The organism is Bacillus cereus group sp. Bce041 (assembly GCF_052646455.1).
Window position 1 is genome coordinate 823,354 of the sequence record NZ_JBQXON010000001.1, and the last position, 14,774, is coordinate 838,127.

Below are 14,774 nucleotides of genomic sequence, written 5' to 3' on the forward strand. Positions count from 1 at the left end.
GCGCGAAACTAATGTTCCACGCCCATACTTACATTTTCCAAATTCCAATAATGATGAGTAATACTCCAGGCAGGAATGTAAATTTTTGTAACCATTTCATATTTGATAAAACCGTTCCAAGTTTCATTCCAATAAATAAAAACAAAGAACTCATAACTGCAACTAATATCGCCATCATAGCGGGTGCATACCCTAATAAAGATGCACCAATTCCGGCACCAAATGAATCTACAGAAAGAGCTATACCAAGAAGTAATGCTTCTCCTGCAGAAATGGTGCCTGATTTATCAAAATCTGCTACAGTCGGTTTCCGTAAAATTTGAATCACTAGCCCTAGCGAGGCAATCTCTAATTTCCAGACCTTCTCCTCTTGCTTCGGTTCTTCTTTTTTCTCACTTCGAAAAAATTGATATAATACCCAAATCCCTATTCCAATAAGAACAAGCCCACCGATACGCGTTGCGATAACAGGTGAAAATACTTTCGCGATCATATGTCCAATTCCCATTGAAACAAGCATAACAGCCGCTGAACACATTCCGATAATTATAATTGATCTTAGTGGAATTCTTACGCTTCTTAAACCATATGTTAGCCCTACACTACAGCTATCTAAGCTTAATGTAAAAGCTAATAAAATAAGAGATAAATAAAGGTACATCGGTAAGCTCCTCCCTTATACATAGCTCTGCTGTATGTATATGACAAATGCCTATCCGATGTTATCTCTTTTCTATATTCTAGGCTGACAAATTGGGCAGTAATGCGTTCCTCGCCCGCCAACAACTGTTTTTTCTAATATCGTGCCACAAGTTACGCACGGCTCTCCTTTTTTCCCATATACATTTAGGAGTTCTTGGAACGAACCAATTTGCCCTTGTGAGTTGATATACGTCCGAATTGTACTTCCGCCACGCTTTACTGCTTCGCCTAGCGTTGTAACGGTAGCCTCATAAATTCGCTCAATTTCTTCTACTGTTAAAGACGAAGCTTCTCGTTCTGGATGAATTTGAGAACGGAATAAAACTTCATCTACATATATATTTCCAAGCCCTACTAAAAGACGCTGGTCCAGTAGCACAACTTTTATTTTACGATTTGTCTTTTGTAATCTTTCTTGTAAATACTGCGGTGTCATTTCAGCATCAAATGGCTCCGGACCTAAGTCAGCAAGAGGCATTTGGTTCATTTCTTCACCTTTCTTAAAGAGATGCATCGTACCAAACTTTCTCACATCTTTATAATGTAATTCCGTTCCATCTGTAAATAAGAAACGGACGTGCGTATGTTTATCAATCGGCTCATCCTCTTGATGTAATAAAAACTTACCTTCCATACGCAAATGTGAAACAATGACATAATTCGTTACATATAAAAGCAAAAACTTTCCTCTTCGCTTTATATTTTCAATCTTCTCGCCTTTTAGCATTTCTTTAAAGATTTCTGCATCATCCGGTCGTTTCACTATTTTTGGATAAGTAACAATAACATCTTCAATCGTTTTTCCTGTTACAAGATTTTCAAGTGTCCGTCTGACGTTTTCAACCTCTGGTAATTCAGGCATTTCATCACTTCCTTATTTTGCGTCGTACCAAGTTGGACCGTAAGAATAATCAACTTTCAGCGGAACTGCAAGTTCAATCGCATGTTCCATTACTTCAGGTACAAGCTGCTCTAATTTTTCGATTTCTTCTTTTGGTGCTTCAAATATTAATTCATCGTGTACTTGCAGAAGAAGACGCGCTTGTAATCCTTCTTCTTCTAAACGATCTGCCATAATAATCATCGCTTTTTTAATAATATCTGCTGCAGTACCTTGAATTGGTGTATTCATCGCTGTACGCTCAGCGAAGCTACGCAAGTTAAAATTACGACTCGTAATTTCTGGAATATAACGGCGACGATTTAATAATGTAGCTACATATCCTTTTTGTTTCGCATCTTTTACGATGTCCTCCATGTATTCTTGTACACCAGGGAAACTTTCTAAATACTTTTCAATAAATTCCGCTGCTGCTTTTCTTGTAATTCCTAAGTTTTGTGAAAGACCATAATCACTAATACCATACACAATTCCGAAGTTAACAGCTTTCGCTTGTCGTCTCATATTTGAAGTTACTTCATCTTTTTCAACGCCAAATACATCCATAGCTGTTTTCGTATGAATATCCATGTCATGTTGGAACGCTTCAACTAGCCCTTTATCATTTGCAATATGAGCTAATACACGCAGTTCGATTTGTGAATAATCAGCCGCATACATAATCCATCCTTCTTCTGATGGAACAAATGCCTGACGAATCTTTCTTCCTTCTTCTAATCGAATCGGGATATTTTGCAAGTTCGGATCCGTTGAACTTAATCGACCTGTTTGCGTTAACACTTGATTAAAGCGAGTATGAATTTTAGATGAATCTTCATGTACAACTTTCAGTAAACCTTCAATGTAAGTTGAATTTAGTTTCCCTAATTGACGATAATGTAAAATATTTGGAATAATTTCATGGTGATTCATAAGCTTATCTAGTACATCAGCTGACGTAGAATAACCTGTTTTCGTCTTTTTAATAACCGGTAAGTTTAAGTTCTCAAACAGAATAACACCAAGCTGCTTCGGTGAATTAATATTAAACTCTGTTCCCGCAAGCTTATAGATTTCCTGTTCCATTTCCTTTAATCTACCCGCAAGTTCTTCTCCCATATTACGAAGACGCTCTGTATCAACTTTTACACCCTTTACTTCCATATCAGCTAATACACGTGCAAGCGGCAATTCTAACTCTGTAAACAGTTCATATTGCTCATTCTTCTTTAACTCTTCAACGAATGTTTGCTTTACATCATATAATACATGCACTTTACGAGCCACATGCTCCGCGACTACCTTTAACTCTGGAACAGCACGCTTCGCACCTTTTCCGTAAACTTCTTCATCTGATTTCACAGCATGCGTTTCTTTCATTTTCGCTACAGTACGGAAATCTTTATCTGTATCAGCCGGGTCAAGTAAATAAGCAGCGATTAATAGATCAAAGTCAATCCCTTGCATATCTATCCCATTCCATTTCAGTGCAACGATTGCACGCTTCGCATCAAATGTATGCTTTCTCATTTCTCCATCTGCAAGCCACTCTTTAAAAGCATCTGACTTAAGAGCAATGTCTGTCTGAATAAAGTAACATCCATTTTCATTTTGAATACCGAAACCTTGAATGTCTGCTTTATGATAGTTATCTTCTTGTACTTCAACGATAAGCGCACTATCTTGCTGAAGCATTTCTTCTGTAACTTCTTCCACAATATCAAATGTAATATCATCTAATTCAGCTGGAGCTGTTTCTTCTGGCGTAACGCCTAATTTATTTAAAAGAGATGTAAATCCTAAACTCTCGAACATTGGAATGACATCACTTGCTTCATATCCTTTATACGCCATATCATCCACATGAACTGTAATCGGCGCATCTGTAATAATAGTTGCAAGATCCTTACTCATAAGAGCTTGTTCTTTATTTTCTTCCAGTTTTTCTTTTAATTTCTTCCCACTTACTTGATCTAGATTTTCATACACTTCTTCAACCGTTCCAAACTGTGTTAACAATTTAATTGCCGTTTTTTCACCAACTCCTGGTACACCCGGTATATTATCTGACTGGTCTCCCATTAAACCTTTCATATCGATAATTTGCTTTGGTGATAAGCTGTATTTTTCAAATAAAGCTTCTTTCGTATATTCATCCACTTCTGTAATCCCTTTTCGCGGAATACATACAAGCGTGTTATCAGAAACAAGTTGAAGTAAATCTTTATCTCCTGAAATAACTTTTACACTCGCCCCTTGCTCACTCGCTTCTTTCGCTAACGTTCCCATGATGTCATCCGCTTCATAATTTTCTAATTCATAACGCGGTACATTGAACGCATCCAGCATCTCACGAATAAACGGGAACTGCTCTGATAATTCAGGTGGAGTCTTTTGACGTCCTCCTTTATACTCACTATACGTTTTATGACGGAACGTTGTTTTGCCTGCATCAAACGCCACTAACATATGAGTTGGCTTTTCTTCCTCTAATATTCTCATTAACATCATTGTAAAACCGTAAATTGCGTTCGTATGTATACCTTTGTCGTTATTTAAAAGCGGTAGTGCAAAGAAAGCACGATACGCGATATTATTACCATCTACTAATACGACCTTTTTTTCCAAAATTGAAACCTCCCCATACAAATTTGAAATGATTTTTTTCACAGAAAAAAACCGTTCCTTTCCTCTCTCTATATTAACATGACTAATAGAGAGAAGAAAAATAACGGCTATTTTCTTTCATATATAAAACAGACTTATATTGGCATAAAGGGAAGTGACGAGAACAGCTTAACTATTCTCGTCCAAAATTACTCCTTGGATGAAGGGGTTTTCATGTATTATATTAACAGAGCTTTATTAATATTTAATTAAGCCATTGTTAATATATTGTAAACATCCTTCATCCTATTTTTCAGTTGCTGATTTCGGTAAAACAACTGTAAACGTTGTCCCTTCTCCAACTTCACTATCTACTGTAATCGTACCTTGATGCGCCTCAACTAAATGCTTTACGATCGACAATCCAAGGCCGGTACCACCAGTATTTCTACTTCTTGCTTTATCCACCCGGTAGAAACGTTCAAAAATACGCGGAATTTCCTCTTTACTAATACCAATTCCAGTATCCGATACTTTTATATAAGCATTATATTTATCTTCCGCTAACTCTACTGAAACAACGCCTCCAGCCGGTGTATATACGATTGCGTTATTAATTAAATTAATAAAGATTTGTTTCAAACGACTTGGATCTCCAATAACAGAGGCACGTTTTAATACATTAACTTGTAAAGAGATTTCTTTTTCTCCTGCTTTATTATCAAGTACCATATGAATATCTTCAAGCAGCCCCTTCATATCAACGGTTCCCATATTTAATTTAAATCCTTGTTGTTCGATCTTCGACAAATCTAATAAATCTTCAATTAATCCTTGCATGCGCTCACTTTCTTTTAAAATAATGTGCAAGAAATGTTCGCAGAATTTTTTATTATCCATCGCTCCGTCTAAGAGTGTTTCTGAAAAACCTTTAATAGAAGTAATCGGTGTCTTTAATTCATGAGAAACATTCGCTAAAAAGTCTTTTCTCATTTGTTCTAATTTCTTTAACTCTGTTATGTCATGGAATACGAGAACAATCCCTTTCCATTCATGGTTTGTCCCGATAATCGGCGCTCCATATACTTCGAAATGCTTCCGTTCAATTCCAAGTGGCAATAACATTTGTTTACGCACTTTCACTTCTGTCATAAAGATTTCTTCTACAAGCTCAATAATTTCTGTATGATGAAACGATTCATAATATAAGCGATCTAAATATTCTTCATCTGTTACGTGGAAAGTTTCCTTATAAGAGCGGTTTACAAGGTTTATATATCCTCGGCTATCAATTAAAATCATTCCGCTTCCCATATTTTCAATTAACGTATGCAGACGATCTTGCTGCATTTCTTGTTCAAGTGTCATCTCTTGTAAATTTCGAGCTAAAATATTAATCGCTTTACTCAGCATTCCAGTTTCATCCGAATGACTTTCGTATGCACGTGCTTTATAATTGCCCTTTGCCAATTCAATTGCAACTTTCGTAACCGATTCAATTGGCCTAATATATTGCCCTGTAATTTTCATACCTAAAAATACAACTACGAGACAAGCAATGACAAATCCGATAATTAATAATCCCCACGTTTTTTGATGTACGTCTCTTAAAGGATCAATTATACTTTTCACCAAAATGTATCCTTGTTTTCCTTCTACATCTTGAACGAACACCGCATGATAAAATTCATTCTTTCGATCCGTTTCTTTCGTAATCACTTTACTTCGTTGTTTTGCCACTTCCGAAGAAAGTTCTTTAATCGTCTCTGGACTAAATGCCAATTCTTGTCCTTTTCTATATTGAACTTTCTTTTTTTCATCCAAAAATACGATAGAAGCTGGTATTTTTTCTTCTAACTTTTCAAATATGTATGGGTTTTTTAAGACATTATCAAAACCTTGCTCTTCTGCTAACGTCGCAACATACTCTGTCTCTTTTACCATTCTCTCTTTAGCATGATCTATATAGTAGTTTTCAAACACAGTTTCTAGTAATAAACCTAGTCCAACTAAAATAAATACAATAAGAGAAACAAATGTAAAAAGAAGCCTGGAACGAAATTTATTCATTCCCTTTTGGCTCCTCTAATTTATATCCTAAACCACGTATCGTTTTAATGTACGTCGGTTTTTTCGTATTTTGTTCAATTTTATCGCGCAAATGGCTAATATGAACATCAACAATTCGTGTATCACCAGCAAAATCGTAATTCCATACAGCACTTAGTAATTGATCACGTGTCAACACGCGACTTTTATTTTTCGCAAGATACACAAGTAGTTCAAATTCTTTTGGTGTTAATTCAAGCTTTCTTCCTTGGAAATAAGCCTCATAAAATTCCGGTAAAATTTTAAGTTCTGCAATTGTGATGCTATCTTCATCTGGCGCTTCTGCAACTTGTTCTTCTTGTTGTAATTTCGTACGACGCAAAATCGCCTTCACACGAGCAACAACTTCTCTTGGACTAAATGGCTTTGTCATATAATCATCCGCCCCAAGTTCAAGGCCTAGCACCTTATCAAACTCATCATCTTTTGCCGTTAACATTAAAATCGGCGTCATAACGCGCTGCAATCGTAATTCTTTACACACTTCCATACCATCCATTTTCGGAAGCATTAAATCTAATATAATTAAATCTGGGCGTTCTGTTGTCGCTTTTTGAAGCGCCATTTCTCCATCCATCGCTGTTATAACTTCAAACCCAGCTTGTTGTAAATTAAATTCGATTAAAGTTAAGATAAATTCCTCATCATCAACTACTAAAATACGATTGTTCATTCTTTTCCTCCAAGTTATAGACTTGAAACCTTCTTCATCCTAGTATTTTCCCCGTTATTCTCATCATACTAGAAAACAAGGTCCCTCTCAATATAATTGTCTATTCATGGAGATCGTTTGTGTAGAATTGAGAAAATAGAAGTAATTACGATTCACCTGCAACTACACAGGATTTTGCCAAACTTTATAGATTGCTCTCTCTTCTTTAAAGCTCACTTCCGTATGAACTATAAAATCTTGATTTTGTGCTAGGAAAAACGAAAGAGCATACGCTATTTTATAATCTGGTGTTTCATATCCATCAAATACTCTCCCGTACATTTCATTCGCAACCCCGTCTGCCCACACTTCAGCTTCTCTTACTGTTTCAAAGATCACGTCTTCTCTTTTCCACCTCACCTAAAAAACCACTCCTTTAATTGACTTCAATTACCGATAATTATATTATTAATCTTAATATATAAATTAATAATATAAGGAGGTCTATTATGCGACTAATACTATCCATTCTATCTTTAGCAGTCACATGTATCCTTGCTTTTAACGCTCCGAGCTGGGATACGATTAAAACGGGGTGCTCAGAATTTGCTGAAGGGTTCAAAGAAGGATTCTTCAACTAAAAATAGCGCTAGCATCCTTATTAAAGGTATGCTAGCGCTATTCATATTTTCATCTTTTTAAAAATTATCTAATGCTTTTTCCATAATAGAGACTGATTTAAAAGGTGGCGTTACTGTTAATGAACCTTTCACAACAGTTTCTCCTTTTTCATCATGAGCAGATACAAGCATATCAATTGTATGTTCCTCCTCAGAAACAGCCACAACTTCAAAGTGGATTTGTAACGTTTCATAATGGTGAACATGCTTCACGAACGTAAGGTCCTTTCTCGTAATATGACTACCTGGACCTGGTAAATATTTCGTAACTGCCGTTGTAATCATTCCAGTTAGCATAATGCTTGGTACAATCGGCTTTTCATACGGAGTTTGGGATGCGTAATCATGCTGAATATATAATGGATTGGCATCATTCGTTAACCCTAAGTACAATAACAAATCTTTATCCTCAATTTTTTCAGTGATAGATAATTTCTCTCCTACTGTAATTTCATCCATTTTACGACCAATTTGAACTTTTTTCTTTAACATGTTACAACCCCCTCCGATTTTTTCACCTTATTATCCTACTAAAAGCGATACCTGATCCGAATTTTACTATGATGAGGGCAATGTATAGTATAAATCTACAGTTTCGTTATAGGATACACCAAATGACAGCGTTTTCATATTATTTCAAAAAAACATTTGTATAAATAGTAGAAAAAGATTCGGGGCCCCGAATCTTTTTCTACTTCTATTTCATTATTAAACAAGAACCTTCATAACATTGCGTACAGATTCTACAGAGCGATCTAACGCTTCTTTTTCATCTGCAAGAAGTTCTAATTCAATAATTTTTTCAATTCCGTTACCACCTAGAATTACTGGTACCCCTAAGTAAAGGTCACTATAACCATATTCACCTTCAAGGTACGCAATAGCCGGTAATACACGGCGTTGATCTTTTAAGATTGCTTCTGTCATTTCAACTAAAGAAGCAGCTGGTGCGTAATATGCACTACCGTTTCCTAATAAGCCTACAATCTCACCGCCACCTTTACGTGTACGTTCTACGATTGCTTCTAAACGCTCTTTCGGAATTAACGTTTCTAACGGAATGCCACCTGCATAAGAATAACGTACAAGAGGTACCATATCATCACCGTGTCCACCAAGAACAAATCCTGTAATGTCTTTCACAGAAAGATTTAATTCTTGTGCGATGAATGTACGGAAACGAGCTGTATCTAATACGCCCGATTGACCGATAACACGCTCTTTCGGGAATCCTGCTTCTTTAAATACAGAATATGTCATTGCATCAACTGGATTTGTTAATACAACAATAATCGCATTTGGTGAATGTTTTGCAATGTCGCGCGTAATACTTTTCATAATTTTAGAGTTTGTTGCTACTAAGTCATCACGGCTCATACCAGGCTTACGCGCAATACCTGCTGTAATTACAACAACGTCAGAATCAGCAGTATCTGCGTAATCAGATGTTCCAATAATGTTAGCATCAAAACCTTGTACTGGGCTCGCTTCTAACATATCTAACGCTTTCCCTTTTGTTGGATTTTCCAGTTGTGGGATGTCCACTAATACAACATCTGCAAGTTCTTTTTGTGCTAATAAGAATGCTGTTGTTGCTCCTGTAAATCCTGCACCGATGACTGAAACTTTTTTGCGTTTGATTGTCATAATTTACCCCCCGCTTTAATTATGCGTTTTTGATTATCGCTACATCCATGTTTTTAATAAGTTCATTAGCGAACTCAGAACATTTCACTTCTGTTGCACCTTCCATTAAGCGTGCGAAATCATAAGTTACTACTTTTGAAGCAATTGTTTTCTCAACTGAAGCAGTTACTAATTTCGCAGCTTCGTTCCATCCTAAGTGCTCTAATAATAATACACCAGAAAGAAGAACTGAAGATGGGTTTACTTTATCTAAACCTGCATATTTTGGAGCTGTACCGTGCGTAGCTTCAAAGATAGCATGTCCAGTTACATAGTTAATGTTTGCACCAGGTGCAATACCAATTCCACCTACTTGTGCAGCAAGTGCATCAGAGATATAGTCACCATTTAAGTTCATTGTTGCAACAACATCGAACTCACGTGGACGAGTTAAAATTTGTTGTAAGAAGATGTCTGCAATAGAATCTTTTACGATGATTTTTCCAGCCACTTCAGCGTCTGCCATCGCTTTATTCGCTGCATCTTTACCATCTTTTTCAACGATACGATCGTATTCAGCCCAAGTAAATACTTTGTCGCCGAATTCTTGTTCCGCTACTTCGTAACCCCAGTTTTTGAAAGCACCTTCTGTAAATTTCATAATGTTTCCTTTATGAACTAATGTAACAGAAGAGCGTTTTTCGTTAATTGCATATTGAATTGCAGCACGAACAAGACGCTTTGTCCCTTCTTCTGAAATTGGCTTAATACCAATACCAGATGTTTCTGGGAAGCGGATTTTATTAACACCCATTGCTTCTTTTAAGAAAGCAAGAACTTTTTCTGCTTCTGGAGATCCTTGCGCATATTCAATTCCAGCATAAATGTCTTCTGTATTTTCACGGAAAATAACCATATCAGTATCTTCCGGACGTTTTACAGGTGAAGGAACACCTTCAAAATAACGAACTGGACGTAGACATACATATAAATCTAATTCTTGACGAAGTGCTACGTTTAGAGAACGAATACCACCGCCAACTGGAGTTGTAAGTGGACCTTTAATCGCGATTAAATATTCACGAATTAAGTTTAAAGTTTCTTCTGGTAACCACTCGCCTGTTTGGTTGAATGCTTTTTCCCCTGCAAGCACTTCTTTCCAAACGATTTTCTTCTCACCATCATAAGCTTTTTCAACTGCTGCTTCTAGTACGCGAGATGCAGCTGCCCAAATATCAGGACCAATTCCATCTCCCTCGATAAATGGAATAATCGGATTGTTTGGTACATTCATAACACCATTAGTTACAGTAATTTTTTCACCTGTCGTCAATGTGATAACCCCCATGTTTGAAATTTCATATGTATGAAACTGAGGGAATAACCCCTCAGTTCAAACCGTTAGTCAAATTAAAATATTCTAATCATTACATCTTTCCGAAAAAATCAGACTTTTGAAAGCGTATTTTCACTATCAAAATAGTGTTATTCGCTTATCGTTGTGCAATTGGAACATACACTTGATGCGTTGGTCCATTATAATCAGCACGCGGACGAATTAAACGGTTGTTTTCATATTGTTCTAGAATATGAGCTAACCAGCCTGACATACGGCTAATTGCAAAAATAGGTGTAAATAAGTCATGGTCAATTCCTAAACAATGGTATACAGAAGCTGAATAGAAATCAACATTTGGTGGAAGACCTTTTTCTTTTGTTACAATGTCTTCAATTTTGATAGACATATTATACCATTTCTCTTCTCCTAAAAGCACGCATAATCTCTTAGACATTTCACGTAAGTGTTTTGCACGTGGATCACCCTGCTCATACACACGGTGGCCAAAGCCCATGATTTTCACTTTATTTTGAAGAGCATTATGAATATATGACTCTACATTTTCTTCTTCACCAATCTCAGTTAACATCTTCATTACATTTTCATTTGCCCCACCGTGAAGAGGACCTTTTAATGCACCGATTGCTGCTGTAATACCAGAATATACATCTGAAAGTGTAGCTACGCAAACACGTGCAGTAAATGTAGAAGCGTTTAACTCATGATCTGCATGAAGTACAAGCGCCTTATCAAAAGCTTCAATTTCAACTTCATTTGGCTCGCGATCATTTAACATGTACAAGAAGTTTGCAGCTAATGATAAATCCTTTCTTGGCTCAACAATATCTAAACCTTTACGGATTCTCGCGTAAGCAGCAACTAAAGTTCCTACTTGCGCCTGTAATTTAACCGCTTTCAAATAATTGGACTTTTCGTCCATAATTTCAGCGCTCTCATCGTATAATGATAGCATGGAAATTGCAGTTCGTAAAACAGACATCGGATGTGCAATTTTTAAATCTACTTGTTTCAAATATGTTAAAATCTCACCTGGAACTTTATAGTATTCTGATACAATTTCATTAAATTCTGCTAGTTCTTTTTCATTAGGAAGCTTGCGGTGCCATAATAAGTACACTACTTCTTCAAACGTAGCATTCTCAGCTAAATCATCAATATTATACCCAACATAAGTTAATGTATCATCAATAATAGAGCTCACAGATGATGTTGTTGCTACTACCCCTTCTAAACCTCGAATAACAGTCATGACATTCTCTCCTTTTCCTGAAAATTCTCCCAACCTTGCTCCTTATATCTATTTGCTCCCCTTATGAATTATGAACGCCCGTTCACTCTTTAGGCAAGCAAAATGCACGATCATGCAAATTTGTTGCGATGTTCCCCTCTTATTGTCCATTGTTTACATGGAAAGCATGAGCGTGAATGTCTCCCCGAATCCTCACGCTCAAAACAACAAGTTAGTGAGGAAAATACATTCCGAAGAGTTTTATGATAAAAACAACATAAAACAATATCATTATAAAATTGTTTTATGTTGTTTTTATTTTATCTGGTGTAAAGTCTCTGCTGTTATGTAACTTTTCAAAGTTTCTAATCCTATTATAAACAATTATCTGACTTTTGTGAACAGAAAGAATTCAAAAATTTTATATTACTATAAAATTCCTTATTTAAACATTTGTATAATACTCATAACCGCATAGGCAATTCCAGCCCCAATTAACGGACCAACAGCAACCCCATTAAATAGCGCAACCGCTATAATTGTCCCAAAAACAAGCGCAGTTGTAATGTGGGGATCCGTTGTCAACAATTGTACGCCGCCTTTCGCTAACAAAGCGACCGCTACACCTGAAGCTAAAGCAATCCACGCATAATAAGATTTTGCCGCTTCTCCAAGTTGTTTAAAACCTATTTCCCCCGTCGCAATCGGTACGAGCACCGCTATTGTAATGACCGTTACACCTAGGTTAATTCCTTTCGTTTGTAAATAAGGAAAGACCTTATCTCCTAAAAACGTAAACTTCAATAAAAATAACACACCAATAGCCACAGTAAGCGATTGGTTTTTCGCAATAAGTCCTATAATAAGTAGTATGAATAAAAATAACGTTGACTGACTAATCATGTTTGCACTTCCTTTCTGAAAATAATGAACTCATTTCCAAACAAAAATACCTTTAAACCTATCGTTATACATGATATATCGATGCCTATTCAACATGAATCACTTCATTTTTTATGTATTTTAAAATGATAAATTGAGACTTTCACCATAAAAATTTAAGCGTGTATACATTTTAAAAAACAGACGTCTCTTCTTTCTTTTCTAATTAGAAACAGGTAAAATAAAAAGAAGAGAAAATGAAGTTTTTACCATATAGTAGAAGCATCAACACCAAGCTTTCACAGTCACTCACATACTGAAAAAGCAGGAAAAATCCATCATTCCACTATAACATAAAGTGAAACTTTAATCAGTGGGGCACACTCGTTATAAGTTGAACGAATTAGGATAATCCAAATTGGAATGGGAGGTATACATCTTTGAACCGAAACTTACTATATATGATATTGCGACTCATATTTGTCATTGTAGCAACGGTAGCTGGGTTCTATGTATTACTATACATGTCAGGGCTTATCTATCCTTTTATTATCGCTTTTGCATTTGCTTATTTGATTAATCCTGTCGTCAATTTCCTTAATCAAAAACTACAATTTCCTCGCGCACTAGCAGTACTCGTTAGCTTAATTCTCGTATTTGGAGCTATCGTTGGACTTGTTACATATCTTGTGACTGAAGCAATATCTGCCACAACATACTTACTACAACTTGTTACAGTAAAGTTTCCAGATATCGTTACATTCGCTCAGCAATTTGCACTTAATCATATTATGCCTCTCTACGATGATTTAATCTCTAAATTTAATCATCTTGGAGAACCACAGCGCTATACAATTACACAAAACATTCAAAACTTAGGAACAGAAGCGACAACACAAATGAAAGAACTTTTAACCGCCATTATAAGCGGGTTAACGAATTTCATTAGTGCACTGCCAACAACTTTAACTGTCCTTGTATTCATTTTATTAGCCACTTTCTTCATTAGTTACGATTGGCACCGTCTTGCTCAGAAAGCAAGAAAATTGCTACCGAATCGTGTACATGGCTATGGAAAAACTATTTTTGTCGACTTAAGAAAAGCTTTGTTTGGTTTTGTGAAAGCACAACTTACACTCGTATCTATGACAACTGTCATTGTACTAATCGGGCTTTTAATATTACGCGTACCATACGCCATTACTATCGCGATTATTACAGGGGTTGTAGATTTACTACCATATTTAGGAACAGGCGCAGTCTTTGTTCCATGGGTTATATACGTATTTTTCACTGGCGATACCGCATTCGCCATTGGTCTTCTCATTTTATACATCGTCGTGATTGTCCAAAGACAAATTATGGAGCCGAAAGTACTTTCATCTAACATCGGTCTCGATCCATTAGCAACACTCGTCGCTCTATTTGTCGGCTTTAAACTTTTTGGCTTTTTAGGATTAATCATCGGCCCAGTCACCTTAGTACTACTTAATACATTACACAAAGCTAATGTCTTCCATGACTTGTGGAAATATATTAAAGGTTCACCTTCAAAATAATAGTTTCTAATTCATACACAACAAAAAACTTACATGTAATCAGTGGGAAATTCCCACTGATTATTCCTTGTACTTATTTTTCATACTTATTACATAAAACAAGAGAATTGCACTCAAAAAAGATAATTCTCTTGTTTTTTTGCATGAAAAACGCATATTCCGTGGTGTTTTTACATATTTATTCTATTTATTTTATAATTATCATTTACATTTATTACTTTTTATGTAAATGAATAAATATACAAAATAGCATAAAATAAGACTTCAACTAACAATCTCCGCCTTTTTATATGAATTTTTTACACCAATCGTTCCTCTATATAAGAAAGCAAAACTTTAATTTAGCAGTGTTTCCCTCCATCTTATTCATCTAAATTAATAGCACTAAAAAATCACAAGTTTAATCGAAGTACACACAAGAGTTCAAACGAAAATTATATAGCAAATATAATAAGCGAACGTTTTGTTCATCCCCACTCATCATTCGCC

Annotated in this window: 13 protein-coding genes; 2 read left to right on the forward strand and 11 right to left on the reverse strand. The window is 35.9% G+C overall.

The genetic code is table 11. The features are described from left to right. Window positions 1-28: 28 nt before the first annotated feature. The 6 genes from ytaF to ACUN13_RS04315 all read right to left on the reverse strand — a co-directional run bounded on the left by ytaF (window position 29) and on the right by ACUN13_RS04315 (window position 7,370). Complete coding sequence (ytaF, locus tag ACUN13_RS04290) at window positions 29-661, reverse strand: sporulation membrane protein YtaF (RefSeq protein WP_000281744.1); 633 nt, start codon at window positions 659-661, stop codon at window positions 29-31. Between the two features lie 72 nt (window positions 662-733). Continuing rightward, window positions 734-1,564 carry a DNA-formamidopyrimidine glycosylase gene (mutM, locus tag ACUN13_RS04295; protein WP_001114478.1) on the reverse strand — a complete coding sequence of 277 codons (831 nt, stop codon included), beginning with the start codon at window positions 1,562-1,564 and terminating at the stop codon, window positions 734-736. Window positions 1,565-1,576: 12 nt separating this feature from the next. Beyond that, window positions 1,577-4,210 (reverse strand): DNA polymerase I, encoded by a 2,634-nt coding sequence (gene polA / locus ACUN13_RS04300; protein WP_000412825.1) that lies wholly within the window; start codon window positions 4,208-4,210, stop codon window positions 1,577-1,579. Window positions 4,211-4,495: 285 nt separating this feature from the next. Beyond that, window positions 4,496-6,259, reverse strand: a complete 1,764-nt coding sequence (gene phoR / locus ACUN13_RS04305) for a sensory box histidine kinase PhoR (protein ID WP_001032102.1) — start codon at window positions 6,257-6,259, stop codon at window positions 4,496-4,498. Continuing rightward, window positions 6,252-6,971, reverse strand: a complete 720-nt coding sequence (gene phoP, locus ACUN13_RS04310; protein WP_001065220.1) for a two-component system response regulator PhoP — start codon at window positions 6,969-6,971, stop codon at window positions 6,252-6,254. The genes phoR and phoP overlap by 8 nt, the downstream gene beginning before the upstream one ends. A 162-nt stretch (window positions 6,972-7,133) precedes the next feature. Beyond that, window positions 7,134-7,370: a hypothetical protein gene (locus tag ACUN13_RS04315; protein WP_001267383.1), complete on the reverse strand. Its 237-nt coding sequence runs from the start codon at window positions 7,368-7,370 to the stop codon at window positions 7,134-7,136. A gap of 89 nt (window positions 7,371-7,459) precedes the next feature. Between ACUN13_RS04315 and ACUN13_RS04320 the strand changes: the two genes are divergently transcribed. Then, complete coding sequence (locus ACUN13_RS04320) at window positions 7,460-7,591, forward strand: hypothetical protein (protein ID WP_001237022.1); 132 nt, start codon at window positions 7,460-7,462, stop codon at window positions 7,589-7,591. A gap of 57 nt (window positions 7,592-7,648) precedes the next feature. On the opposite strand, the gene ACUN13_RS04325 is transcribed toward ACUN13_RS04320, so the two are convergent. The 5 genes from ACUN13_RS04325 to ACUN13_RS04345 all read right to left on the reverse strand — a co-directional run bounded on the left by ACUN13_RS04325 (window position 7,649) and on the right by ACUN13_RS04345 (window position 12,747). Beyond that, window positions 7,649-8,122 (reverse strand): MaoC family dehydratase, encoded by a 474-nt coding sequence (locus ACUN13_RS04325; RefSeq protein WP_000914180.1) that lies wholly within the window; start codon window positions 8,120-8,122, stop codon window positions 7,649-7,651. A 216-nt stretch (window positions 8,123-8,338) separates the two neighbouring features. Beyond that, a complete protein-coding gene (gene mdh / locus ACUN13_RS04330) occupies window positions 8,339-9,277 on the reverse strand; it encodes a malate dehydrogenase (RefSeq protein ID WP_000153232.1) in 939 nt (312 codons plus the stop codon). Window positions 9,278-9,296: 19 nt separating this feature from the next. After that, the gene (gene icd / locus ACUN13_RS04335; protein ID WP_000206898.1) at window positions 9,297-10,589 is read right to left on the reverse strand and encodes an NADP-dependent isocitrate dehydrogenase; all 1,293 of its coding nucleotides are present in this window, start codon (window positions 10,587-10,589) and stop codon (window positions 9,297-9,299) included. 160 nt (window positions 10,590-10,749) lie between these two features. After that, the gene (citZ, locus tag ACUN13_RS04340; RefSeq protein WP_000503652.1) at window positions 10,750-11,898 is read right to left on the reverse strand and encodes a citrate synthase; all 1,149 of its coding nucleotides are present in this window, start codon (window positions 11,896-11,898) and stop codon (window positions 10,750-10,752) included. A 387-nt stretch (window positions 11,899-12,285) separates the two neighbouring features. Beyond that, window positions 12,286-12,747, reverse strand: a complete 462-nt coding sequence (locus ACUN13_RS04345) for a DUF441 domain-containing protein (protein ID WP_000625507.1) — start codon at window positions 12,745-12,747, stop codon at window positions 12,286-12,288. 419 nt (window positions 12,748-13,166) lie between these two features. Here ACUN13_RS04345 and ytvI point away from each other — a divergent pair, with 419 nt between their 5' ends. Continuing rightward, entirely contained in the window at window positions 13,167-14,285 is a 1,119-nt protein-coding gene (ytvI, locus tag ACUN13_RS04350; RefSeq protein WP_001081388.1) for a sporulation integral membrane protein YtvI, read from the forward strand. Window positions 14,286-14,774 lie beyond the last annotated feature (489 nt).